Source organism: Dapis hubbardiae BLCC-M172 (assembly GCF_050016015.1).
In the GTDB taxonomy this organism is placed as follows: Bacteria; Cyanobacteriota; Cyanobacteriia; order Cyanobacteriales; family Microcoleaceae; genus Trichodesmium.
In genome coordinates, this window is sequence record NZ_JBNHEQ010000210.1 from 18,647 (window position 1) to 43,534 (window position 24,888).

At 38.0% G+C, this 24,888-nt stretch carries 20 protein-coding genes; 9 read left to right on the plus strand and 11 right to left on the minus strand.

The window, feature by feature from the left end; translation table 11 throughout:
- Positions 1-31: 31 nt before the first annotated feature.
- Complete coding sequence (locus ACP6PK_RS19150; RefSeq protein WP_426561768.1) at positions 32-643, plus strand: hypothetical protein; 612 nt, start codon at positions 32-34, stop codon at positions 641-643.
- Positions 644-1,346: 703 nt separating this feature from the next.
- Here the strand turns inward: ACP6PK_RS19150 and ACP6PK_RS19155 are convergent.
- The 6 genes from ACP6PK_RS19155 to ACP6PK_RS19180 form a co-directional block, all read right to left on the minus strand.
- Entirely contained in the window at positions 1,347-1,469 is a 123-nt protein-coding gene (locus ACP6PK_RS19155) for a photosystem II reaction center protein J (protein WP_094677278.1), read from the minus strand.
- Between the two features lie 153 nt (positions 1,470-1,622).
- Complete coding sequence (locus tag ACP6PK_RS19160) at positions 1,623-1,748, minus strand: photosystem II reaction center protein L (protein WP_426561770.1); 126 nt, start codon at positions 1,746-1,748, stop codon at positions 1,623-1,625.
- A gap of 12 nt (positions 1,749-1,760) precedes the next feature.
- A complete protein-coding gene (gene psbF / locus ACP6PK_RS19165) occupies positions 1,761-1,895 on the minus strand; it encodes a cytochrome b559 subunit beta (RefSeq protein WP_094677274.1) in 135 nt (44 codons plus the stop codon).
- 24 nt (positions 1,896-1,919) lie between these two features.
- Entirely contained in the window at positions 1,920-2,168 is a 249-nt protein-coding gene (gene psbE, locus ACP6PK_RS19170) for a cytochrome b559 subunit alpha (RefSeq protein WP_094677272.1), read from the minus strand.
- Between the two features lie 320 nt (positions 2,169-2,488).
- Positions 2,489-3,502 (minus strand): photosynthesis system II assembly factor Ycf48, encoded by a 1,014-nt coding sequence (locus ACP6PK_RS19175; protein WP_426561839.1) that lies wholly within the window; start codon positions 3,500-3,502, stop codon positions 2,489-2,491.
- 111 nt (positions 3,503-3,613) lie between these two features.
- Positions 3,614-3,973: a rubredoxin gene (locus ACP6PK_RS19180; RefSeq protein ID WP_094677268.1), complete on the minus strand. Its 360-nt coding sequence runs from the start codon at positions 3,971-3,973 to the stop codon at positions 3,614-3,616.
- Between the two features lie 604 nt (positions 3,974-4,577).
- Between ACP6PK_RS19180 and ndhC the strand changes: the two genes are divergently transcribed.
- The 6 genes from ndhC (at position 4,578) to ACP6PK_RS19210 (ending at position 14,838) form a co-directional block, all read left to right on the plus strand.
- Positions 4,578-4,940, plus strand: a complete 363-nt coding sequence (gene ndhC / locus ACP6PK_RS19185; protein ID WP_094677266.1) for a photosynthetic/respiratory NAD(P)H-quinone oxidoreductase subunit C — start codon at positions 4,578-4,580, stop codon at positions 4,938-4,940.
- The gene (locus tag ACP6PK_RS19190; protein WP_426561773.1) at positions 4,931-5,653 is read left to right on the plus strand and encodes an NADH dehydrogenase subunit K; all 723 of its coding nucleotides are present in this window, start codon (positions 4,931-4,933) and stop codon (positions 5,651-5,653) included. The genes ndhC and ACP6PK_RS19190 overlap by 10 nt, the downstream gene beginning before the upstream one ends.
- Complete coding sequence (locus ACP6PK_RS19195; protein WP_426561775.1) at positions 5,646-6,152, plus strand: NAD(P)H-quinone oxidoreductase subunit J; 507 nt, start codon at positions 5,646-5,648, stop codon at positions 6,150-6,152. Before ACP6PK_RS19190 ends, ACP6PK_RS19195 begins: the two co-directional genes overlap by 8 nt.
- 459 nt (positions 6,153-6,611) lie before the next feature.
- Complete coding sequence (locus ACP6PK_RS19200; RefSeq protein WP_426561777.1) at positions 6,612-11,840, plus strand: SdrD B-like domain-containing protein; 5,229 nt, start codon at positions 6,612-6,614, stop codon at positions 11,838-11,840.
- A gap of 809 nt (positions 11,841-12,649) precedes the next feature.
- Complete coding sequence (locus ACP6PK_RS19205; protein ID WP_426561779.1) at positions 12,650-13,918, plus strand: M16 family metallopeptidase; 1,269 nt, start codon at positions 12,650-12,652, stop codon at positions 13,916-13,918.
- A 284-nt stretch (positions 13,919-14,202) separates the two neighbouring features.
- On the plus strand, positions 14,203-14,838 hold the full coding sequence (locus tag ACP6PK_RS19210; RefSeq protein WP_426561781.1) for a vWA domain-containing protein: 636 nt from the start codon (positions 14,203-14,205) through the stop codon (positions 14,836-14,838).
- Between the two features lie 672 nt (positions 14,839-15,510).
- Here the strand turns inward: ACP6PK_RS19210 and ACP6PK_RS19215 are convergent.
- The gene (locus tag ACP6PK_RS19215; RefSeq protein ID WP_426561783.1) at positions 15,511-18,621 is read right to left on the minus strand and encodes a hybrid sensor histidine kinase/response regulator; all 3,111 of its coding nucleotides are present in this window, start codon (positions 18,619-18,621) and stop codon (positions 15,511-15,513) included.
- Positions 18,622-18,793: 172 nt separating this feature from the next.
- Between ACP6PK_RS19215 and ACP6PK_RS19220 the strand changes: the two genes are divergently transcribed.
- Positions 18,794-19,363: a PEP-CTERM sorting domain-containing protein gene (locus ACP6PK_RS19220; protein ID WP_426561785.1), complete on the plus strand. Its 570-nt coding sequence runs from the start codon at positions 18,794-18,796 to the stop codon at positions 19,361-19,363.
- Between the two features lie 555 nt (positions 19,364-19,918).
- Here the strand turns inward: ACP6PK_RS19220 and ACP6PK_RS19225 are convergent.
- Both ACP6PK_RS19225 and ACP6PK_RS19230 read right to left on the minus strand, forming a co-directional pair.
- Entirely contained in the window at positions 19,919-21,013 is a 1,095-nt protein-coding gene (locus ACP6PK_RS19225) for a bifunctional heptose 7-phosphate kinase/heptose 1-phosphate adenyltransferase (RefSeq protein WP_426561787.1), read from the minus strand.
- 1,099 nt (positions 21,014-22,112) lie between these two features.
- On the minus strand, positions 22,113-22,655 hold the full coding sequence (locus ACP6PK_RS19230; protein WP_426561789.1) for a response regulator: 543 nt from the start codon (positions 22,653-22,655) through the stop codon (positions 22,113-22,115).
- Between the two features lie 518 nt (positions 22,656-23,173).
- Here ACP6PK_RS19230 and lipA point away from each other — a divergent pair.
- Positions 23,174-24,100 carry a lipoyl synthase gene (gene lipA / locus ACP6PK_RS19235; RefSeq protein WP_426561791.1) on the plus strand — a complete coding sequence of 309 codons (927 nt, stop codon included), beginning with the start codon at positions 23,174-23,176 and terminating at the stop codon, positions 24,098-24,100.
- A gap of 208 nt (positions 24,101-24,308) precedes the next feature.
- Here the strand turns inward: lipA and ACP6PK_RS19240 are convergent, their stop codons facing one another.
- Positions 24,309-24,671: a hypothetical protein gene (locus ACP6PK_RS19240; protein WP_094673324.1), complete on the minus strand. Its 363-nt coding sequence runs from the start codon at positions 24,669-24,671 to the stop codon at positions 24,309-24,311.
- Between the two features lie 31 nt (positions 24,672-24,702).
- On the minus strand, positions 24,703-24,825 hold the full coding sequence (locus ACP6PK_RS19245) for a hypothetical protein (RefSeq protein ID WP_426561794.1): 123 nt from the start codon (positions 24,823-24,825) through the stop codon (positions 24,703-24,705).
- Positions 24,826-24,888: the final 63 nt, after the last annotated feature.

Below are 24,888 nucleotides of genomic sequence, written 5' to 3' on the forward strand. Positions count from 1 at the left end.
TTAGAGAATGATTAAAACGGAGGATTAAATTATGCCATTCAGTAACTACAAAAATATTGCAGCAGTCGCCCAAGAGTTTCAAATTAAGTATATTTTATCAGATTTTATCAACGAACTTGAACTTGCTGTACCTCAGACTTTTCAAGCAGAACTAGAATTATTATTTACAGATGGTGTTGTTGATAATTCAGAAGATGCTATTTGTGAAAACCTTATTTATCCAGTGTTAAAAGAAGTCTGGAAAATGTATAGAAAAAAATTAACTCTTTGGAGTCATCAGACATTAACTTACGATGAAAATCTTTCTGGGCAACCAGATTATATAGTGGCAAAACGCCATCCTTTAACTACAGTTATTTTTGATAAACCATATTTTTTAGTAGTCGAGGCAAAGCAAGATAAATTTGTAGAAGGATGGGGTCAATGTTTGGCTGAATTAGTTGCAGTACAGAAAATTAACAACGATTTAGAACAAACAATTTTTGGTATTGTTTCTAATGGTCAAGTTTGGCAGTTTGGTAAATTGGAAGGAGATATTTTTACCAGAAATATTATCAGTTATAATATTGGAGATTTAGAGAGATTATTTGCCGTAGTAAATTATGTGTTTCAGGAATGTTTATTGCAGTTAGAGAATGATTGAAATTGCCTCTAAAATCTCATTGTTTATAAGGAGATATTTTTACCAGAAATATTATCAGTTATAATATTGGAGATTTAGAGAGATTATTTGCCGTAGTAAATTATGTGTTTCAGGAATGTTTATTGCAGTTAGAGAATGATTGAAATTGCCTCTAAAATCTCATTGTTTATGGTTATCAAGCGCTTGATAAAATACTATAATTCATTACAATTATAAAAACTACTAATTACAGCAGTTTCCAAAGCTATAAGGTACAGTTGTTTTTATTATTTTCTATTCCTTATTCCCTCCATACCTGTTCCCTCAAACCTAAAATTTTGTACCTCATAACAACGGGAAGCGCTGTATCATCATCTTCTTATTCAATTACACTGATTTGCTTTATATCATATCATGTCCGCTGGTATCGTTTGTGTCAACCTAACCGTTAATATCTATGGGAAATTTAAGTTTTTTTGTGCTTTTAACCCTTCTGTCTTAGATAACTAAAGCCTTCTTTCCTAGATAACTAAAGCCTTCTTCTTTACCCTTACCTTACAAGACCGATGCTACCGGACATGATATCAGTAGCGATCGCTATCTGAATCAAAAATTAGGGTAAAAAAAATAATTCCACTCTCAAAAAAGTGGAATTATTCAACAAAATCTCAGAAAACTAAATCCTATAATCTGAGTATTAACTAAGTCAAACTTCTACTTTTTCTTATAAAGAAGAACCTACACCAACATAAGCTCCGTAGAAGAAAAGACTAACAACTACAAGTACACCAGTTCCTGCTACAAGAGCAACCAACCATAAAGGAATTCTTCCTGGTTCAGACATCATAATACTTCACCTCAATTATTTCAAAACTAACTACTATTTCAAAGAAATTTGTAAACAATCTAATTGTTAACTTTTTAGTTGATTCTACTACCTATACATTAGCAAAATATGATAACTTGTATAGGTAGAAATTTCTCAATTCCGTTTCCCAAATTAGTTAAAGAAATAACTAGAAAACAGAATACCAAGAACAAAAACTAAGAGCAAACCAAGATAGAGAGAAGTACGGTTTAATTCTACTGGTTGCTGATTAGTATTAGTATTACGGTCTAAAGGCATTATCTTATGCTCCTATCTTTGAATAAACTGCATAGCTGCGATGGCACCTAAAAAGAAAACTGTAGGTACACCAAGAGTATGAACTGCTAACCATCTAACTGTAAAAATTGGATAGCTAACTGGTTGATTTGGATTTCCGCTAGTCATTATTTTAATCTCCTTATTTTTTATCTATTTGATAAATTCATCAATTTGTTGTTTTGCTTCAAAACGGTCTGAAACAACTGGTAATTCTTGTCTTTGTTGAGTGTAATACTCATTAGGTCGAGGTGTACCGAAAACATCATAAGCTAACCCGGTACTCACAAATAACCAACCTGCAACAAACAGAGCTGGAATAGTGATACTATGAATTACCCAATAACGAATGCTTGTGATAATGTCTCCAAATGGACGTTCACCTGTACTGCCACCAGCCATCTAATTTTTTCCTCCCAAATAATCTTAAACCATCATTTATATATGATAGTCTTAAAACTTTTCTAAATTGCTCATACCATAGTTATAAATGGGATGAGTTTTTTGTCTTTTTCCAGAGTAAAAATAGACTAACTTTTTGTCTTTTTTACATCTGTCATTTTTATCTCTTAGCCAGACGGGATCAATTCTAACACATTCAGACTGATTTTCAGCAAATAAAACAATACAAAGAAATCATATCTTGCCGTTTGAGTAATACTACCCAATTAAGTGATAAACAATGATATTTTTCTATTGTTATAGTCGGATAGCTTCTGTTTTTAAACCGCCTCTGAAACTGCTGAACTATTATATTTGAGCATAGTTCCTCTTTGACCAAGAATAAAACCTGTTTCTGAATTGATAAATACAATGTTGTAGAAATTTTCAGGAACATTCTCTACATCAAGGTCTTTTTCCCAAGTCTGACCTCCATCGGTACTGCGAAGTAAATTACCACTACCGCCAGAAACCCAAATTTCATCAGGAGTTCTATAAGCCAAATCTAAAAGACCCCAACTTGTAGCATACTCAGGAGTAATAGCTTCTCCCCACTCTTCTAGGTTTTCCGGATCGCTAAACCGCAGTTGACCTCCACGCGCTAATAACCACAAACCACCATCATCACCAAAACCCATATTTTCCAAACGGCGAGAGTTCTGACGGTTATGAGGAGTCCAAGATTTTTCCCCAGGTGCCCAAGTAGAATAAAAGTTGCCTTTTGCCGAAACAGCGATATATTTACCATCAGCAGAACGAGAAATATTTCTCACTACTCCCACAGCATCCTCCACTTGAGCACGCCAATTGTATCCTCCATCTTCAGTCCGATAGATAGCTCCTACATCAGTCGTCATTTCCGCAGAATTTGGCCCCAGAGCCACAATTGTATTAGGAGCACCAGGCAGTTTAGAACTTAGAGGAATTGGACTCCAAGACTCTCCTCCATCATCAGTATGCAAAAGTAAAGAAGGTTGTCCGACAATCCACCCTTCATTACCATTAAAACTTACTGATGTCAAGCGAGATTTTTCCTCTAAATCGATACTTTTAGGTTGCCAAGTTTCGCCACCATCAGTAGTTTCAAGAATAGTTGTATCACCACCCACAATCCAACCATGGTCAAGATCGTCTGTAAATCCGATATCAAACAACGTAACCTCAGTTGGTAGTTGAATTACCTCCCAGGGATTGTAACTCATCGGTGGTAAAAAAGCATTTTTGCAACCGCTACAAAGTATAACTGCTGCTAATACTATGAAAATTTGTTTCCAGAATTTTACTATTGAGTGCATCACAATTTAATCATTCATTAAATGAATAATGAATAATGAATAATAAATAATTAAAACTATCTCTAATTATCAATTATCAATTATCAATTATCAATTATCTTTATGGCCATCTTATCGTAAACCATATAAGCTCAGGAAAAACAAGAATCCCAGGGCTAATCCACCAAAAATTAGAAGATTTTTCTGGCTGGGTGTGAGAGTATTAACACCAAAACCATAGCCAAGGTTTTCTTTAAATCCTGAAGGGCCTTCAATCGGTCCAACATTCATAAATTGGACTTTAGACGCTCCACAAACAGGACAGCGCCAAACTGAAGGCAAATCTGAAAAAGCAGTTCCCGGTGGAATTTTTCCCGTAGAACTTCCCTTATTAGGTTCATATACATAGCCACAGGCTCGACATTCATATCGATCCAGTTCCTCTATGTTGGCCTCATCCTGTGTGTTGGCCTCAGTCGTTTCCTCGCTCATAGTTCCCAGGGATTGAATTAGCGATTATGAAAATATTTTTAATTATTATTACAGAATTTGACTATTTAGAACTGATTGGTTAGTTTTAACTTTTGAATTTTGACTTTTGACCTATAACTTTTGACTTGAGATAACTATTTAGAATTGATGGGTCATATCATGTCCGGATAATTAGTGATAAAAAAACTTTCTGCTTATTCTCCTCTTCTTCCTCTTCCTTCTTCTTTATCGTTTCTTCCCTCCTGACTCCGTACGGACGTTGCATGCAACGTCCGTACCTCCTGACTCCTCCCTCGTTATTTACCGAAATAATTAATAATTAAACAATTAAATAATTAGACCATTCACGCCTTGAAGCCTCCCCTTTCAAGGGGAAAAAAATAAATCTTTTCCTGATTCGTCAATCCTCTCCCTAAAAGGGAGAGGTAATTATCAATTATCAATTAATGAAGACTGTTTAACCGGACATGATATTATTTTCAACTTTTGACTTTTAAAGTTAGACTTTTGACTTATTATCTGGACTAGCAGTAGAATAACTCTTATGGTCTCTATAATATTCACAGACTAAGAGTCCTAGTTATTTAGAAAATGTAGGTTAATTGTGTTTGTTCTTAGTGGTTACGAGTATTTTCTAGGTTTCCTCATAATTAGCAGCCTAGTACCAATCCTTGCCTTAACTGCATCTAAGCTACTGCGGCCCAAAACCCGTGGCCCAGAGCGAGTCTCGACCTATGAATCCGGTGTAGAACCAATTGGTGGAGCATGGATACAGTTCAATATCCGTTACTATATGTTCGCTCTTGTCTTTGTCATCTTTGATGTAGAGACAGTATTTCTATATCCTTGGGCAGTGGCCTTTCATCAGTTGGGACTCCTAGCCTTTATAGAAGCCCTAATTTTCATCGCAATCTTAGTGATTGCTCTAGTGTACGCATGGCGCAAAGGAGCTTTGGAATGGTCTTAAGTCCTAATCAAAAACCAAAAATTATTAATCCAATTGAGCAACCCCCCGAAGTTACTCAAGAACTTTCAGAGAATGTAGTTTTAACTACAGTTGACGATCTTTACAACTGGGCTAGACTTTCTAGTTTATGGCCTCTTTTGTATGGTACAGCTTGTTGTTTCATTGAATTTGCAGCTCTCATCGGCTCCAGATTTGACTTTGACCGCTTTGGCTTAGTACCACGGTCCAGCCCTAGACAAGCAGACTTACTAATTACTGCTGGTACAATCACCATGAAATATGGTCCTACCTTGGTACGGCTTTATGAGCAAATGCCAGAACCTAAATATGTCATTGCCATGGGTGCTTGTACAATCACAGGCGGTATGTTTAGCATGGACTCACCAACAGCAGTTCGTGGGGTAGACAAATTAATTCCAGTGGATTTGTATATTCCTGGCTGTCCACCACGTCCAGAAGCAATTATTGATGCTGTCATCAAGCTGAGGAAAAAAGTTGCCAATGAATCCTTGCAAGAGAGGGGTAAACTCTTGCAAGCTCATCGTTACTACAGTGTTAAGCACAATATGAAAGTAGTTGAACCAATTCTGAATGGTCAATATCTACAGACATCTGACCGTCAAGCACCACCAAAAGAGCTAACAGAAGCAATAGGTATGCCAGTACCACCAGCACTGCAAGCTACACAAACAGAGGAGGTAAGTCGTGGCTGAATCAGAAGAAGCTCCAGTAGTTGAAGCAGGTAAAGTTTCACAATGGCTGGCAGAGAATGGTTTTGAGCATCAATTCTTAGAACCCGATCATCTGGGAGTAGAAATTATCAAAGTTGACAGGGATTTCTTAATTCCCCTATCCACAGCTTTGTATGCTTATGGCTTTAATTATCTACAGTGTCAATGTGCTTATGATGCAGGACCTGGAGAAGACTTAGTAAGTATGTATCACTTGGTCAAAGTCAGTGATGATGTAGACCAACCAGAAGAAGTACGGGTAAAAGTATTTATCCCCAGAGACGATCCTAGAGTTCCTTCAGTTTATTGGATTTGGAAGTCAGCAGATTTCCAAGAGCGGGAATCTTATGATATGTATGGCATTGTCTACGAAGGACATCCTAATCTCAAACGAATTTTGATGCCGGAAGACTGGGTAGGTTGGCCGTTGCGTAAGGATTATATTTCCCCAGAATTTTACGAATTACAAGATGCCTATTAAATCAGTTATCAGTTATCAGTACCGAATTCTGAAGTATGTGGTATTGAAATACTGAAGTTGATTTTTTTCATCTCCTATCCAAGTTTATCTATATTTCTGCATTTTGAGAAAATAGAATAAATTTTCTCTGGAATAGGAACTTGTCAGGGATAAGCAACGTCCCGACACCAGATAGCACCCACCCATTAAATAGGGGGGTGCTTAATCTTACTAAATTGAATAGTTAAATTTTGCTTATGGCCTTAAGATTAAATTATTCTAGTATATTTTCCAATCTAATTGTCACATTCTTATCAACCTGATATAATCCTCAGCGTCTGCGCTTTAGCTTTACTCGTCATGGGTGATAAGCATCATATTGATTTAATGTATATCTGTATTCTTGATTTGGTGGTTTTTAGCCATTAGTTAAATACAAATCACTATTAACTATAGATTTTTTGGTGGAGGAGTTAGAACGTGAGTGATGAAAGACAAGCCGCCCAACTTGGCGGGGCTGGCAATATAGTAGGTGTCACATTTAATGATGTAGATGGTGATGGGGTCTTTGATTCAGAAGACCAAACAATATCCGGTGTTACAGTTTTTGTGGATCAAAATAATGATGGTCTGCAAAATCCTAGTGAATTATTTTCAGTTAGTCGTCCAGATGGTGCCTATAGCTTCTTAGGATTACTAGATGGTGAATATCCACTCAGACAAATTCCCCCTCCTGGTACTGTTTCAACTGTTATACAAGAACCAATCCCAGTACCTGTAGTCAATGCGGATATGGTCAGAGATATCAGGATCAATTTTGGTAGTAAAGTAGGTGGCCCTGTTCCACCACCACCACCACCTGGCCTTGGTAGCATTTTTGGTGTCAAGTACAATGACCTTAACCGTAACGGCTTTCGCGATCCCGCAGAACCAGGTTTACCTGGATTTACTATCTACTTAGATCAAAATAATAATAATCAGTTAGACCCTGAAGAACCCTCATCAATAAGTGGAGATGATGGTGAATTTGCTTTTACCAATCTACCGCTGAATTCAACTTACAGTATTCGGGAAATTCCGCAGCCAGGTTTCCAGCAAACTATCCCAGATCCTGTATTTGTTACCTTGAACATAGACCAGCCTACTGTTTCAGATTTTCCATTCGGTAACGCGATAACTGGCCCAGGTACAGGTAACATCAGTGGTGTATTATTTGAAGACTTAGACATTGATGGTATTCGTGACTCTGATGAACCTGGAATTTCTGGTGGCGAAGTATTTCTTGACGGAAACAGAAATGGCATTCTAGATGAAGGGGAAGTTGTCAGTATAACTGATGAATTTGGTTTTTACTCATTCATAGAAGTAACACCTGGTCTATTCAACGTTGATGTTGTACGAGACTTAGACGAAGCAAGAACAACTCCTAACCCAGTAATTATTTTCACTGGTACAGAAGATTTACCACCAACTGTGGTTGAAGATATTGGTATAGTTACTCCTGGTGGTACAGGTAATGTTGAAGGAGTTAAATATCTCGATGCAAATGCTAATGGCATCTTAGACCCTAATGAGCCTGGTCTACCAAACTTTACTATCTATGCAGACCTTAATAGTAATGAGATTCTAGATGTTGGTGAACCATTCGATATTACTAGCGCAAATGGCAGTTACTTCTTAGCTAATTTACCAGCAAACCGCCTAGTCACTATTCGGGAAGCGGAAGAACAACTGGGATTTAATGTAACAACCCAATCTCGGACTGTTGATATACCAGATGGGGAAACCTTGTTTGGTGTTAACTTTGGTAATGCTGAAGTTAATGCAATCTCAGGTATTGTTTTCTTAGATAACAATGGTAATGGAGCCATTGATCTAACAGATCTAGTTGTACCAGATATTTTACAAAATATAGGTATATCAGATGGAGATATAGGTCTATCAAACTTTACTGTTTATTTAGACCTCAATGAAAATGGTATCTTTGATCAAGAGGAACCTTTCAGAATTACTAACGATCGAGGTTTCTACAGCTTTAATACTCTACCTCCAGATGAATATGTTGTCAGAGTAGTACCTCAACCTGGTTTTACCCTAACAACACCAGATCCAGTAATTGTTGTTACCAGTGGGGAAGATGCAAACTTTGTTAATATCGGTCAAGTTCCTGACACTCCCTTCCTACAGGGTGATTTAATCGGTAATAAATTTAACGATTTCAATTCCAATGGAGTCTTAGATCCAGGAGAACCTGGTTTAGCTAACTTTACTCTCTACTTAGACCTTGATGGAGACAATATACTAGACCCTGAAGAACCAGCTTCAATATCAAATGTTAATGGTGACTTTAGCTTTAATAATCTTCCACTAGGAACTTACTTTTTACGGGAAATACCTCAACCGGGTTTTGTCAAAACTACTCCAGATCAGGAAATTACTTTAACTCAACCTATTAATGTTCTACAAGGTGATCCGCGTCTTGTATTGAATGTGGGTAATGCTGTGATCGCTCCACCAACTCCAGAGCCAGAACCAGAGCAACCTATAGAACCAGTTCCAGAGCAACCTTTAGAACCAGCGCCAGAGCAACCTTTAGAACCAGTGCCAGAGCAACCTTTAGAACCAGCGCCAGAACCAGAGCAACCTATAGAACCAGAGCAACCTATAGAACCAGCGCCAGAACCAGAACCAGCTCCAGAAGCAACAGATGAAACTAGAACTGCTAGCCAATTAACAGGAACAGGCCGAATTGCTGGTACTAAATTTAATGATATCAATGGTAACAATGCAATAGATCCTGATGAATCTGGTCTTCCTGGATTCACTATTTATCTAGACCTTGATGACAATAGAGTTCTAGACACGGGTGAACCAACATCTATTACTGATGCAGATGGTCGCTATAGCTTTGAGAATTTACCACCTGATACTTATCCAGTCAGGGAAGTTCAACAAGCAGGTTTCACCCAAATTACTCCAGATCCAATAATTAACTTAGCTGACGGTGACAATATTGATTTCGTCAATATTGGAAACCAACCTGATGCAACAGTAACACCTCCTTCAGTTATCCCAGATACAGAGGCCAGGGGTACAATTGCTGGCGTTAAATTTGACGATCGCAATGCTGATGGTTTAGCCGGTCCTGATGAACCAAGACTAATAGATGTCGAAATTTTTGTAGACCTCAATAATAACGGTTTCGCAGAAGCCAATGAACCAGTTACCCGCACAGATCCTAATGGGTTCTATAGTTTTACATTGCGACCAGGGAACTACAGAGTTCGGGAAACACCACCAGCAGGCTTTGTTAACACTACTCCTACTCCTTTAGTTCCCGTTGTTCCTGGTCAGACGGTTGTCTACAACTTTGGTGATACCAGCATCTTTGACCCGAACACTGTTATTAGTGGTTTCATCTTTACTGATGAGAATAACAATGGGGTACGAGATACTACTGGCAGCAGTGAAGATATCAACAATGATGGAATACTAGACCCAACCGAAGACCTCAACAATAACGGTATAATTGATGGGATAACCTTCACTGAACCAGGCATTCCTACAGCTCAAGTTTTCCTAGATATAGATCGTGATGGAGAACTAGATAGCAATGAAGACCTCAATCTTAACGGGGTACTAGATGAAGGGGAAGACATAGATGGCGATGGTAGACTCGATATAGACGAACCTGAAACGTTCACAGACCCTGATGGTCGTTATACATTTAACGGTGTACTTCCTGGTATTTACACAGTTGATGTTGTTCGCCAAGAAAACTTGTTCCGAACAAGCACTCGTCCAGTTGTTACTGTTTTTATTGGTGAGGTGCCACCAGCAGCAGATCCCAATATCTCAACAGAGCCAATTAATCTTCCCTTTGGTCAAAGTGTATTTGATATTGACTTCGGTGTGAATGTCAGATCGCCACAGGAAGATACTGTTAGTGGTATTGTATTTGCTGACAACAACGGTAACGGACTATTTGAACCTCTACTAGGGGAAGTTGGTTTACCTGGTGTTGAAGTATTCCTAGACACAAAAGCAGATGGTCAGATACAAGGCTTTGAACCAAATCAAATTAGTGGTCCTGGTGGTAGTTTTGGTTTAGATGTATCTGATGTAGATTCAGGTTCGTATCAGCTTCTACAAATTCTGCGCACAGGCTTTACTCAGACAACTCCAACAGCTTTGATAACTGTTGGTGATGGTCTCAGTACCGTTTACAACTTTGGGAACCAACCGCAAACTCTAATTACTGGAACTGTATTTGAAGACTTTAACAGTAATGGTATCCAAGACTTTGGCGATACTAATGGCAATGGTGTCCTTGATCCTGATGAATTTGTAGAAAGGGGTGTTCCTGGTTTCCAAATCTATGTTGATATCAACAACAATGGCCGTTTTGATGGCTTAGAAGAACCTAATACTTTCACAGACACAAACGGAGAATATGCAATTGTTGGTCTGTTGCCAGGTACTTACACGCTACGAATTATTCCGCGAGATGTTATTACAGATCCGAATGATCCAACTGCAACTTCACAAGGCTTTATTCCTACAACTCTAACGGATCTGACAATTACTATTGACGAGTTTGAGAACTCTAACCTAGTAGTTGATTTCGGTCAATCTCCCGTACTTCCTCCTATTGGCCGTGCTAATATTTCTGGTATTGCATTTATAGATGATAACGGAGATGGTCAGGCAGAACCACTAGATGGTGACCGACCATTGCCTAATGCTATTATCTACATAGATGCTAACGAAAACGGGGAACGAGATGATGACGAACGATTTTCTTTGACAGACCAATTTGGTCGCTATGATATCCCTGAGATAGATCCAGGAACTTATATTGTTCGTCAGGAACCATTCCCTGGTTTCACTGACTCTACGACTCCACAACCTGTAATAATCACTCTGGCAGCAGGGGATAACGCTGACTTTGTTAACTTTGCCAACGATCCAACAAATCTGCCACCTGCTGTGCTTCCTGTTGTTGATCTCGGTGGTATTGTTTTCAACGATATTGATGGTAATGGTCAGATAGATCCAGGAGATAATGGTATTCCTGGTGTTACTGTATTCCTTGACCGCAACGGTAACTTAATCCTTGACAATGAGGAACGCGAGACTGTTACAGATTCATTGGGAGTATACGACTTTACAGATTTACCACCTGGTACTTATACAGTTCGACAGGTGCCACCACCAGGTCTATTCCAAACTACTCAAGACCCAACTGTTACCCTATTTGCAGGAGATGATGCTAACTTTGTCAACTTTGGTAATAGTGCTAACCCACAACCAATACCACCCGTACAACCTTTACCACCTACAGGTACTGGTAGTATAGGTGGGGTAACTTTTGAAGACCTCAATGGCAACGGCTTCTTAGATGGTACTGAACCTGGTATTGGTGGTATTGTTGTTTACTTGGATCAGAATAACAACTCTGTTCGAGATGCGAATGAACTATTTGTTACCAGTGATGCTAACGGTAGCTATGGCTTCTCAAACTTAGCAGATGCTACTTATACAGTTCGGCAAGAGCTAAATTCAGATCAGGCAGCAATTTTTGTTCAAACTGTTCCTGGTCCAAATGAACCAATCTTTATTAGCACTTTTGGAGGGGATAATCTCACAGCGGTTAACATAGGTAATGTCCGTCGTGATAGTATTATCGTGGGTAGTTCAGAGTTCTAATAAAACATTTTGTAACTGCACTTAGAAGTAAAACTAAGGCAGTTGAATCTAATATTTATTTAAAATTCAGCGTAGTCAATCATTATTTGAGATTTGACTACGCTTTTTTTTCAAGCTTTCAGCAATAAGCAATTCTGCAAATTTTCCCCTGCTCCTATTTCCTGTTCCCTACAGCGCTTTTCAAATTGATGAACTACATCGCTATAACCAAAACCTTGTAGGGACGTTGTATTCAACGTCCCTACTGTGGTCTACTAAAATGAAAACCGCTGTAAAATTTTTCTTGTAGTAGACTGACACACCTTAAATGGTGCAATAGATGTAGGTTGGGTTGAGGGACGAAACCAAACAACAGTCTTTCTCCCGTAGGGACGCCCTTATGCAACGTCCCTACCTTACTCCCCCACTCCCCTACTCCCTAATGCACCATTTTAGATGAAACAGTCCAGTAGGTATTCAAAGAGACACAATATTATATCAAATTAGGTAGTATCGGTACAATTCACGCCCCGTAGGGGTTTAGTCTCCAAACACCTACCAAAATGGGAGTTTTTGCCTTTTTTAGAACTTTATTTGCCAAAGTAAGCAGATTTGAGATTATATTATGTCCGGATAATTAGTGATAAAAAAGCTTTCTCCTCCTTATAACTTAAAATTCCCTATTCTTTCCTCCTGACTCCTGACTCCTCGGTCCTTATTTATAACTATTTAACCCGACATGATATTAGTATTAAATTTTACAAATTGCCCAATGAGAAACCTTTAAAATATATATGGAAATACTAGACTAAATTTTTTTATTAAAACAATTGTCTATAGCAACTTCTAGTCCTAAATTTCCAGCTCATATAGTAAAGCTAGATAATCGTCTAACAGTTATTCATCAATATATTCCAGCCACTCCGGTAGTGGTCGTAGATGTTTGGGTAAGAGCAGGCGCTAGGCAAGAACCAGATCGCTGGTCAGGTATGGCCCATTTCCTAGAACACATGATTTTTAAGGGAACAGAAAAATTAGGTCCTGGTATATTTGATCAAATAATTGAAAACCGTGGTGGAATAGCAAATGCAGCTACTAGCCACGACTATGCTCACTTTTTTATTACCACTGCAGCTAAATATATAGAAGAAATAGTACCAGCACTGGCAGAATTGTTATTGCGAGCTTCCATACCAGAATCAGAATTTGCCAGAGAACGAGAAGTTGTACTTGAAGAAATTCGCCAGTCACAAGACTCTCCAGATGATCTAGGTTTTCAAGCATTAATGGAAAATGTTTACCAACTTCATCCTTATGGACGTTCAGTGATGGGAACAGAAGCACTGTTAAGAGAGCGAGAAGTGAATGAAATGCGTTGTTTCCATCGTTATCACTATCAACCAGAAAATATGGCAGTGGTAGTTGTTGGGGGAGTAGAGCAAACACAAGTCATAGAATTAGTTAGTACAGCTTTTGAACAATTTTTGCCAAAATGTTCTGACTGTCCGCAAGTTGAAATAGAAGGGGAAGCATTAATAACTAAAGTTCGTCGTCAGGAAATACATTTACCTAGATTAGAACAAGGTTGCCTGACAATGGCTTGGATCGGACCAGGAGTAGAAGAATTAGATGATGCTTATGGGTTAGATTTGCTGTCAGTGCTTTTGGCGGAGGGAAGAAGTTCTAGGTTAGTCAGAGAATTGCGAGAAGATTTAGCTTTGGTACAAGGAATTGGTAGTAATTTTTCCTTACAGCAAGACTCAAGTTTGTTTACAATTAGCGCTATGCTAGAACCAAAAGATATTCCAGAAGTAGAAGCGAGGATTGGCGATCGCCTTGATGAGTTATTGACTTTGGAGATTTCTGAAGTAGAACTAGCTCGATGTAAACGTTTATTATGTAATGATTATGCTTTTTCCACCGAAAGTCCTGGACAATTAGCAGGTCTTTATGGCTATTATTTTACTATAGCTAACCCAGAGTTAGCAATAACTTATCCAAAAAAAATAGCAGCATTTCAACCAAAACAATTACTCAATTTAGCAGCAAAATACCTATCTCCAAATCGCTATGCAGCAACAGTATTAATACCTAGTTAGGGAGATGGGGCGTGTGGGGAGTCTGGGGAGTCTGGGGAGTCTGGGGAGTCTGGGGAGATTGAAGTATAGATAGAATTATAAACATAGATCGTATAACCAGATTATATATGCAATTAACCGGATTTGATATCACTACTTGTTCCCATTCCTATTCATGATAACTACTCCCTATTTGATGTAATTTCAGATTAATTTAATAGACATATATCAATTCAGGTTGCTACTATTTTGATCATAGTACAAAAAGCTAATTGTTCCTAACTAAAATTCTAGGTAGAAAGTATATGTTTGATAACAATTCATTACTGAAAAATAGAGACTACACATTTATTTTTGCCAGAAGTCCTGAAAGCTGGTCTTCTTCCTATAAGTATTATGAACATTGGGTGGCAGCACAAACAAAAATCATTGATTTAGCAAAATATTGTCAATTATTAGATCATGATGGAATTACAGTGTACTTTGCATCTAATCCTTTTATAAAGCATACAAACACAGAAGTCATAAAATTAGCCCAACTATTTCAACTCAAAAATCCTCCCGAAACAATCGATTTAGTAAGTAGTTTACAAGATGCTATTGATGACTATTTTCAGCGTAGAGATGCAAAGCAAACTAAAAATGGAGATATTATCTTAGTATTAGTAGACAAAATATCTGACGAGCAAGAATTATTAATCGATCTAATTATGAATGCCACTGAAAAAATTGATTTAATTCCAGGTACAGAAAATAGTTATGAATTAGGAATTAGTTTTTTACAGATAGGAGAAGACCCAATTACAAAAGAACATCTGACTTACCTGGACGATCATCTTGTTGATGCTGGTGCAAAATGTGATATTGTAGATACAAAATTATGGTATGAAATTAAGCAAAAATCTCTTACAGATATTCTGATTCATGCCTTAGTTGATTAGCAAAACACTCTTATCAGAAATAAGGGAATAGAGAATAGGGAGGAGGGAGTGTTAGTTATCAATTATCACACTTCACTACTTCCGAATTCTAATATCCTTATTATTCATAAAGTTATAGCGTTTCTCAAGCTTATGAGGTACACAAGCTCTTTAATTTCTTTTCTATTCCTGATTCCTCATTCCCTATTCCCTGTTCCCTCCATACCTGTTCCCTGTTCCCTATTCCCTATTCCCTGTTCCCTAAAACAAACGAATTTTGTACCTCACGCTTCTTGGGAATTGCTATATTTTTTTTAATAATATAATAAACTGGGAAAAATCTTAGATATCCGAAAATACAAAATCTTAGCATAAAGCCTATTTTTAGACTTTTTTAGAAGAAAAATACTACCAGATTTGATATTTACAATTATCATTTTAATTGCAGGATATTTTATATCATGTTCGCTGGTATAGGAGCGTGTAAAAGTTGGGGAAATATTTACCTTATGTAAGGTTTTTCCTTTTCTTATTCCTTCTCTCCTAGATAATATGAGCCTTCTTCCTTACCTCCTCACTTGCAATACCGATGCTACCGGACATGATATTAATTCAAATATCAGACAATCTAACCAAAGACGCTTAATTGAATAAATATTTTTTCTAACAGTAAAGGGAAAACTTTTTAATTACTTAATCGCAGGAAATAATTTCATGTAAATTCAACAATAACTTTTCTGCTGTGTATGGTTTGGGCAGAAAAGATTTAGTCCCAATTAATTTTGCTGCGGAAATCTTCTCTTGTGTTGTTAGTCCACTGGTAGCAATTAGTTTGACATTGGGATTAATTTTTTTCAAGGCACGCATAGCAGTGAAACCATCCATTTCGGGCATGATTATATCCATCAATACTACCTCAATATCCTGGATATGTTGAGCATAAACAGCGATCGCATCAATACCATCATTAGCAGTAATAACTCGGTAGTTGTGAGCTTCTAAAGTAGCTTTAGTAATTTCTCTAATTGGAGTTTCATCATCGACAACTAAAATTAATTCTCCTTGACCCCAAGGTATAGTCTCCACAGTTATAGTTTCAGTTGCTTCTATTTCTGTTGATGCAGGCAGATAAATCTTAAATTGAGTACCAGAACGGCGATCGCTCTCAACCTGAATAGTACCACCATGATTTTTGACAATACCTATGACCGTAGACAAACCTAATCCCGTCCCCTGACCGGGTTTTTTAGTTGTAAAAAAAGGATCGAAAATGCGGTCAATTATGTCTGGAGGAATACCTATTCCCGTATCAGTTAAGGTAATCAAAAGATAATTGCCGACTTCTATATTTAAACTGGTGCAAGAATATTGCCGATCTAAACTAAGATTTTCAGCAGAGATGATTAACTTACCACCATCGGGCATAGCATCCCGGGCATTGACGCAGAGATTCATAAATACCTGATGTAGTTGAGTTGAATCTCCATGAACCTGCCACAAGTTAGGTGAAATATAATTTTCAATAACAATCAATTTGGGAAAAGTTCTTCTCATTAAGTTAACAACTTCTTCTAACACTTGAGCTAAATTTACCAATTCCCATTGCGATTCGATTTCCCGCGAAAACAACAACACTTGCTTGATAATATCAGCACCACGCTGGGCATTATTTCTAATGATTTTCAGAAGTTTCAAACTTGATTCATCTAGATTAGGAATCTTTAACGGCAAAAGTTGAGCGAAGCCCAAAATAGGAGTCAAAATATTATTAAGGTCGTGGGCAATACCCCCCGCTAAAGTTCCTATATTTTCTAGACGTTGAGCGTGTAGTAGTTGCTGGCTTAATTCTTTTTTCTCAGTAATATCGGTATTGACCATCAAAATTGATTGGGGATTACCCTGTCGATCGCGCATTAATGTCCAGCGACTTTCTACGATGATTTCCTGACCTTTTTTAGTAAGTTGTTTGAGTTCTCCATTCCAATTACCTTGCTTAAGGGTAATCTTCAGCGCAGTTTCCTGTTCAGCTAAGGATTCTGCATAAAATAACTCCTGGACTACTCGATCGATCACCTCTTCTTCCTTCCAACCATACAGGCGTTCTGCTCCCTGACTCCAGAATAAAATCCTGTTCGACAAATCCCGAACAAATATCGCATCGCTAGCAATATCAATTAAGGCTGCTTGTTCGGCATTTTTTTGATATAGTTCCGACTTTTGGATAGCAATTCCTAAATGGGTTGCTAATTGTTGCAATAGTTCAACTTCTTCAGTTTGCCATTGTCGAGGAGCAGAGCAATGATGAGCGATCGCTAAACCCCACAAATTTTCTCTTTCTAATATAGGCACCACTAAATTCGCTCTTACCTGGAAGTTCGCCATTAGCTCTTTGTGGCATGACTCAACATCAGAAGCAATAAAATCACTATTCATATATACTCGACCCCGGCGATAGGGTTCGACATAATTTTCCGTAAAACAGGGATCGATAATCCTTGAGTTCAAAATAGAAGTCCAACCAGAAGCCACTGATTCGGCAACTACTATACCTGACCAGTCTGGGTCAAAGCGAAAGACAATCACCCGTTCAGTTTGTAGTAACTGTCGCACCCCCTCCACAGCAAATTGTAATATTTTCTCAATATCAAAGCTTTGGTACATTGCTTCAGTGATTTCAGTGATCAGATGCTGTCTTGCTATTTGCTGCTGAAGTCTTAACTCTGCTTCTTTGCGTTCAGTAATATCAACAGCAGTACCATATAATATCTGCTCTTTAGGGGATGGAGATGCTCTCCACAACAACCAGCGGTAGGAACCATTTTTGTGTCGATAGCGGTTTTCAAAGTTGAGAGTTATCTTGCCAGCAAACAAATCTTCGGCTTCTGTGATAGTTGCCTTGATATCTTCAGGGTGAATAAACTCAGTCCATGGACAAGATATCATTTCCTCTGCTGCCCAGCCGAGTATTTGCTCACAAGTTGGGCTAACCCAATAGAAATATCCTTTATTACCTGCTATCACTTGTAAATCCAAACCAATTGCTAGAAAGCGCTCCCGTTCTTGTTCTACTTGCTTGCGTTCGGTGATATCTTTGTAAATCAATGCTACTCTTTTTTTGCGATCGTAGTCTGGTCTAAAGATGTAGAATTCATACCATGTGTTAAGGTCGGTATCTGGTAATTCCATGCGAACCGCTTTACCAGTGAGAGCGACATGAGCAAAGACTTCAAACCAATCATGTTCAAAATCTGGAATGATATCACTCGTCCATCGACCGGGGAGTTTTTGGCCATTCATCTTACTAGCAGTAGTATTTGCCTCTACATAAATAATGTCAACAGGGTGGTCATTTTTGTCAAAAATCACGTCGCAGAAAATCACCCCTTGGTCAATTGAATTGAACAGTTTACGATATTTTGCTTCTGACTCACTTAAGGTTAATTCTGCTTGTTTACGTTTACTAATGTTAATAACTACTGAGTGACTCATTAGGTAGTTCCCTGCTTCGTCTTTAATAGCTGTTGCACTCAAACTTATGGGTAGAATGGAGCTATCTTTACAGCGCATTTGAAATTCGATATCGTTAATCCAACCTCCCTGTTTCAAAATCAAGAAATTCTTCTGAAAATTTGGTAAGCTTTCAGGAGTAATAAAGTCAGAAAATTTCCGCCCTAAAACTTCTTCGCGGCTATATCCCAACATTTGGAGTTCAGTATCGTTAATGCGAATAAATATCCCATTTTTATCTAGGAAATGATATCCACAAGGTAGGTTATTATAGAGTTCTTCAGGAAAATAATTCATTTTTAATTCTTTGTTTATAACTCAGATACAGAACTACTTTGAGTTAAATATACGTCGTTTAAATAATTAAATCTTATATTTTACATCAAAATTATATATTTGTTGCCCAGTTGAAGAATATCAACTAATATTTATTTTAAAGAAAACCTAATAAATTAAGATTGTATAAACTATGATTAAAACTTTATTACAAAAGCTACCTGCTGGAGTAGCTCTAGGAATGTCTGTTGTCGGCTTAGTTTTTTCACCTACAGCTAATGCTCAATCAATTAGACAAGAGTTTGAAGGAAATTTCACCCGAACTCAAGTTAGTCCTTTACTGACAAATTTCTCACCTGAAGACACTGACTATTCAGGTTTTGTCCTTTTTTCAGAAGATGGAACTCTAGAAGATTGGCAAATTAGCGTTGATGGATTGGAATTAGATTTAGAATCTGGTTTGACATTGGACGGAGGTTTAGGTCCTGATTTAATACCTACTATCAGTTTTGACCTTTCTTCTCCCTCAGATTGGGATTTATCGGTTGATTTTGGTATTGCTTTTGATGCTCCCAGATACACTCTACAGAGAAATGCTTCAAAATTCACTTTTATAGGTGAAGTCGGACGAGCAGGAGGTTACACTTATCAAGATTCTTCTATTACTCAGACTTCAGTTCCTGAACCTGGAACTATTCTTGGCATTCTAGCTGTTGGTGGGTTAGGATTAATTGTTAAGCTCAAAGAACAAACTAATAGCTGAGTTCATTAATTGATAATTGATAATTGATAATTGATAATTGATAATTGATAATTACCTCTGGTTAAAACCGTTCTTGATTGAAGATCAGGAAATATGATTTATTTTTTTCCCTTAAAAGGGGAGGCTTTAAACCAGAATTATTACCGAATTATTAATAATTCGGTAATAATTTAGTGGACTGACACAGATAAAATGATGCAATAGTAGGGGCGGGTTTTAGCTAGAATTTTAATGTTTACCTAAGATTTACATAAACCCGCCCTAATGCACAAAATTAGCTGTGTCGGTTCAGTAGGTGCAAAAAGTTGACCTAAATATAGAAGCCATTTGGTATCTTGGCAAAGGTGCGGGTTTTTGACAAAGGAGTCAGAATTCAGCTTGAAAAGTCGTAGGCAGTAACCAAAGGGAAGCAATCTCGCGCAACCCTTGAGATTGCTTGCTTCCACTCCATTCCAGTTGTTGACGACTTGGGTATAGTAATTATTCAGATTTGATATCAGTCTAGTAGTTGAGAGAAATATAAGGTTTGTCTCTTCACTATATTTGCTCCTAGACCTAACTTACCAATGCTTCCAAAGCCTTCCTAAGTTCATCCACTGTTGTAGTTGCCGTTCCAAATTTACGCACCACCAGACTAGCAGCCAAATTTCCCAAAACTACAGCCTCCCAAGTAGAAGCACCAGCACCCAAAGCTAAAGTTAAAGCAGCTACAACTGTATCACCAGCACCAGTAACATCAAAAACATCAGTCCGGTTAAAAGCAGGAATATGCCAACAATATATGGCAACATCATCAGTATCAGAAATAGTAAAAGAAGGAGGGGGTGCATTTAGACTAGCACTTGAACTACTGATGCGATCGAACAAAGTCATTCCTTCCTCACCACGAGTAATTAAAATTTGCTCTGCATCTGTTAACCGCAACAAGTCACACCCTGCCTGATAAAGAGTATCAAAATTAGTAATAGCATATCCCACAGCTTTCTCCGCTTCAGGAAGATTAGGAGTAAATAGAGTTGCAGTCTTGTAACGTTGTAAATCTTTCTGAGTATCTACAATAGTTTTTTGAGAATGAGATATAACTGCTTCTATAACGGGTGTTGTTAGAACACCATCTCCATAGTCTGAACAAACTACTGCATCTACTGTACCAACTTGCTGCCGAATAGACTCCGCCAGTTGCAGTTGCAAATCAACTTCTGGCAAATCATCAGATTTTCGATCTATCCTAACAATTTGTTGAGTTACAGACTGACGAGCATGACCTGAGATTCTAGTTTTAGTCACTGTGGGACGGTTAGAGTCAACTAAAATTCCAGTAGTATCAACCCCAGCAGTTTCAAAAATATGACGCAGTGCAATACCCTGCTCATCTTTTCCTAACAAACCAACAACCTTAACTTTAGCACCCAACTTAGCAAAATTATAAACCGCATTAGCTCCACCTCCAGGTACTCGCTCTGTAGTTTCGTGACGCAGAATTAATACTGGTGCTTCACGAGAAATGCGCTCAACTTGACCAGTCATAAATTCATCCAAGGTTAAATCTCCCACTACTAATACCTCAACTTGAGAAAAACCTGCGAGTAAATTCAGTAGTCGAGGGGTAGAAGTTTTGAGTTGAGCGAGAAATTCTGAATTTAGTACCATAATTTATTTTTCTTGTAAGCATTCAGCCATCAGCTATCGGCTATAGCTATTGCTTTTACTGTAGATAAAGGCTTTATTAATTGAGCCAGAATTCAATATTACTACAAAAGCTTAAATTCATTGTTGTAGTAGACTGACACATATACAAGACTTACGCATAACCACCATATCTAGTAGGGGGGTTGCCATTCACCTCTGCAGATGGTATATATTTTCATATTTTGCGTAAGTCTCGATCTAAAATGGTGCAATAAGTGTAGTGGACTGTTTCAGCTAATGAGCGTGCATGAGCTTTTTTTGCGATCACCCCATCACCCCATCACCCCATCCTGCATTTTCTATTGCACCATTTTAGATGAAACAGTCCAGTAGTAGACCGACACAACTAATTTAGTGCATTAGGGAGTAGGGGAGTGGGGGAGTAAGGGAGTAGGGGAGCAAAATTTTTGTTGGGTTTCGGTTCCTCAACCCAACCTACATCTATTGCACCATTTAAGGTGTGTCAGTCCAGTAGGGTGCGTTAGATGGCTACAATTTAAGCTGTGACAAAGTATTTAGCAATTCATCGTAACGCACCACTTTAGTTGTATCAGTCCATTAGACCTATCCAGAAAAGAGGGAGTAGGGAGTAAAGGGAAAGAATTGATTATTTACAGCGCTTCCCGTTGTTATGAGCTACGCCTATCGCGGGTAAGATGCCCACACTACAATAATTTTACCAAAAAATGAGGGTATGCGCCTCCCCTTTTAAGGGGATGAAAAAAATATTTAACTCAGTATTTCAAGCCTCCGACTTTAAGTTGGAGGTTCACTGATAACTGATAACTGATAACTGATAACTGATAACTGAAATGACCATTCAAAATTGTACTTCATTTGTCCGAAATATGCTGTATGTGCAATAATTGATTTAATTTTTTATTATCAGAGATGTCCATTACAAACTACTCAAAAGTGCGTTACGGCACAATGTAATTTTTGACAGTTCAACAATATTTTTTAGTAAGAACCTAACACAACCCACTGGACTTCTACTAGACTGCTCTCTGGAGAAAAAATATTAGAGTAATTAATAACCAATACTTAATGTCTAATTTCACTACTTCAACTTTTGTTTGACAATAGTCACAAGTTGAGTCATTTGTTTTTTCAATGCCGCAATTTCAGCTTCCATTTTCTTAACTTGAGCTTGTAATGCCTGAATGTCGTTAGAACTACCTCCCGAAGCAGCAACGTCAACTTGCTGATCGGTAGGACGTTTTTTGGCCAAATCAAAAGCAGACTTAATAGCTGCAGTTAATTCTTTTTTCTCAAAAGGTTTTTCTAGAAAAGCAAAATAATGTTTATCAAAAGGTTCAGGAATTTTATCTGTTACCTCTTCTTTTCGACCTGACATTAGTACCAAGGGAATCTTTTTTAGTTTAGAGTCGGATTGAATTTTTTGAAATACCTGCCAACCAGTAACTTTAGGTAGCAGAAAATCCAACATAATCAGGTTAGGGCGCTCCTTAACAATAAATTTCAGTCCCTCTTGGCCGTCCTTTGCTTCTATAACAGTAAAGTTTCCTTGAGGAAGCATTTCTTGGACTCTTACTCTAATGACTTTACTATCATCAATAACTAAAATTTTGTGTCCTGCCACAACTTGCCCCTCCAGTGATGAGTTGGTGTTTTCAAATTAAGCTTATCTATATTCTTATAGTCAGCCATAAGTATAGCTAAATCTTGGCTTTAATATTCACCTGTTCTAAATATAGAAACCCACAAAGTTATAGCTGAAGTCAGAAGTCAGAATTAAGAAGTCAGAAGTTAAATTCGTAGTACCGACGAAATTTGAGATAAGCAATAATTTCCTAATCACCCTGGCGACTGCTATATTATTGTTTATTTTTAATCATAACCTTGGTCGAAGACCTGCGCTGTTTTTCAGTAGATCCTCATCAGCCCAGACAAATCAATATTGCCCTTCTGACAATAATGTGTTATTCTTCATCAGGCTCCTGGACTAGCACTACCAGTCTGTAGAGCTACCGCAAAAGCGGAAAAAGGAATTACCTTTGAGGTAGGTGTGCTAGAAGCAGAAAACCTAAGTCGTGAGGCTTAGGGATATCCCACGAGGGTCCAAGCGCAACATCGGAAAAATGTGAAGGCTACAAAAAAATGCTCAATCAAGTAGATATGAAAGCCGAAATTCAGAGTATGCCAAAGTGGCTACGTCCCTCTTTGGGAAAAGCTAGTGATATTTCTACTGTACAGAAAATTATCAAGCAGCGTCAGCTCCATACAATTTGTGAGGAAGGTCGCTGTCCTAATAGAGGTGAATGTTATGCCCAAAAGACTGCTACTTTTTTGTTGATGGGTCCTACTTGCACCAGGTCTTGTGCATTTTGTCAAGTGGATAAGGGTCACGCTCCAATGCCCTTAGACCCAAAGGAACCGGAAAAAGTAGCTGAAGCTGTTTATCTATTGGGTTTGGAATATGTGGTACTGACTTCTGTGGCTAGGGATGATTTGCCAGATGGTGGTGCTAGTTGGTTTGTGGCAACAATGACAGCTATTAGAGAGCAGACCCCAGAGGCGAAAATTGAGGTCTTGACTGCTGATTTTTGGGGTGGTCAAGATGGAGTGGGTGTTGATAAGTTGGCTGTTTCTTTAGCTGAAAGGCAAAGAAGACGGATTGAAGTTGTTGTGAATGCTGATCCTGCTTGTTATAACCATAATATTGAAACGGTACGAAGTTTGCAAGGCCCTGTCCGTCGTGGGGCAAAATATGAGCGATCGCTTGATGTATTGCGAATTGTTAAGGAGTTAAATCCGAGTATTCCCACTAAGTCTGGGTTAATGTTGGGACATGGAGAAACAGAAACTGAAGTAGTAGAAGCAATGGCAGATTTGAGAAGAGTAGGATGCGATCGCATAACTTTAGGCCAGTATATGCGACCTTCCCTAGCACATTTGCCCGTGCAAAAATATTGGACACCAGAAGAGTTTGACCAGCTAGGGGCGATCGCTAAACAAATGGGCTTTTCTCATGTTCGTTCTGGTCCTTTAGTTCGTAGTTCCTATCATGCTGGAGATAGTATTTAAGATTATTTGGGGATAACTTCCACAATATTCTTACTGAAAAATAAGGGTTTAAAGCCTCTCCTTTAAAGGAGAAAAAAGCGGTCGTTTGCCGAGCAAAACGCCATATCCAATCGACCAAGAGAAGAAGAAAATTCCCTTTTAACCAATCTTCTTCTTTTCAAGAAGAGGTAATTATTAATTATTAATTGTTAATTATTAATTATTGAATTTATCCACAAGATATATACTGCCATTCATCTTTTAATAAAGACAATAACTTTTCATCTCCTTTCGCCTTAGCTATTAAACATCGGCGTTCCAAAATATTACATAGATTTATTTTGTGAACCTGAGCTACATTGTTTTTTGCTTGAAGAAAAGAAACAGTTTGCTTCTCCTTACCTAAGGAATAGTTGACAGTGCAAAACATCTTTTTAGGAGGATGCCCATGTATGGGGATATGTCTAGGGTAAGGATAATTCCATCCTTGACCTCTATGTTGTCCTCTATATTTCTCCACCTCTTCCCCAAAGATCGTATTAATAGTGGGAAGGTCTTGTCGATTATTTGGATAGTCATTATTTAGTTTCATATCCTCAGACCCTATTGTAAAGTTATTTTCATTAACAAAAAGTATTTTTATTTCTGTATCTATTTTTACATTTTTCTAAAAAATATTCTGATTTTTGACAAAATTTTACATCGACAGTTAGACCTTGTAGGAAGTCTGCACCAATATCAGTCATTAGTTAGCCTCCTAGATCGGGACTTTCTGAGAGCATGTCATGCTACACAAACCTCAGAGATGA

Coding starts and splice junctions, on each gene's coding strand:
- lipA (WP_426561791.1), top strand. CDS start 23,174: ATGCTCAATCAAGTAGATATGAAAGCCGAAATTCAGAGTATGCCAAAG.
- psbE (WP_094677272.1), bottom strand. CDS start 2,168: ATGGCTGGTGGCAGTACAGGTGAACGTCCATTTGGAGACATTATCACA.
- ACP6PK_RS19215 (WP_426561783.1), bottom strand. CDS start 18,621: ATGAATTATTTTCCTGAAGAACTCTATAATAACCTACCTTGTGGATAT.
- psbF (WP_094677274.1), bottom strand. CDS start 1,895: ATGACTAGCGGAAATCCAAATCAACCAGTTAGCTATCCAATTTTTACA.
- ACP6PK_RS19180 (WP_094677268.1), bottom strand. CDS start 3,973: ATGAGCGAGGAAACGACTGAGGCCAACACACAGGATGAGGCCAACATA.
- ACP6PK_RS19220 (WP_426561785.1), top strand. CDS start 18,794: ATGATTAAAACTTTATTACAAAAGCTACCTGCTGGAGTAGCTCTAGGA.
- ACP6PK_RS19190 (WP_426561773.1), top strand. CDS start 4,931: ATGGTCTTAAGTCCTAATCAAAAACCAAAAATTATTAATCCAATTGAG.
- ACP6PK_RS19240 (WP_094673324.1), bottom strand. CDS start 24,671: ATGAAACTAAATAATGACTATCCAAATAATCGACAAGACCTTCCCACT.
- ACP6PK_RS19150 (WP_426561768.1), top strand. CDS start 32: ATGCCATTCAGTAACTACAAAAATATTGCAGCAGTCGCCCAAGAGTTT.
- ACP6PK_RS19160 (WP_426561770.1), bottom strand. CDS start 1,748: ATGCCTTTAGACCGTAATACTAATACTAATCAGCAACCAGTAGAATTA.
- ACP6PK_RS19155 (WP_094677278.1), bottom strand. CDS start 1,469: ATGATGTCTGAACCAGGAAGAATTCCTTTATGGTTGGTTGCTCTTGTA.
- ACP6PK_RS19210 (WP_426561781.1), top strand. CDS start 14,203: ATGTTTGATAACAATTCATTACTGAAAAATAGAGACTACACATTTATT.
- ACP6PK_RS19225 (WP_426561787.1), bottom strand. CDS start 21,013: ATGGTACTAAATTCAGAATTTCTCGCTCAACTCAAAACTTCTACCCCT.
- ACP6PK_RS19175 (WP_426561839.1), bottom strand. CDS start 3,502: ATGCACTCAATAGTAAAATTCTGGAAACAAATTTTCATAGTATTAGCA.
- ACP6PK_RS19245 (WP_426561794.1), bottom strand. CDS start 24,825: ATGACTGATATTGGTGCAGACTTCCTACAAGGTCTAACTGTCGATGTA.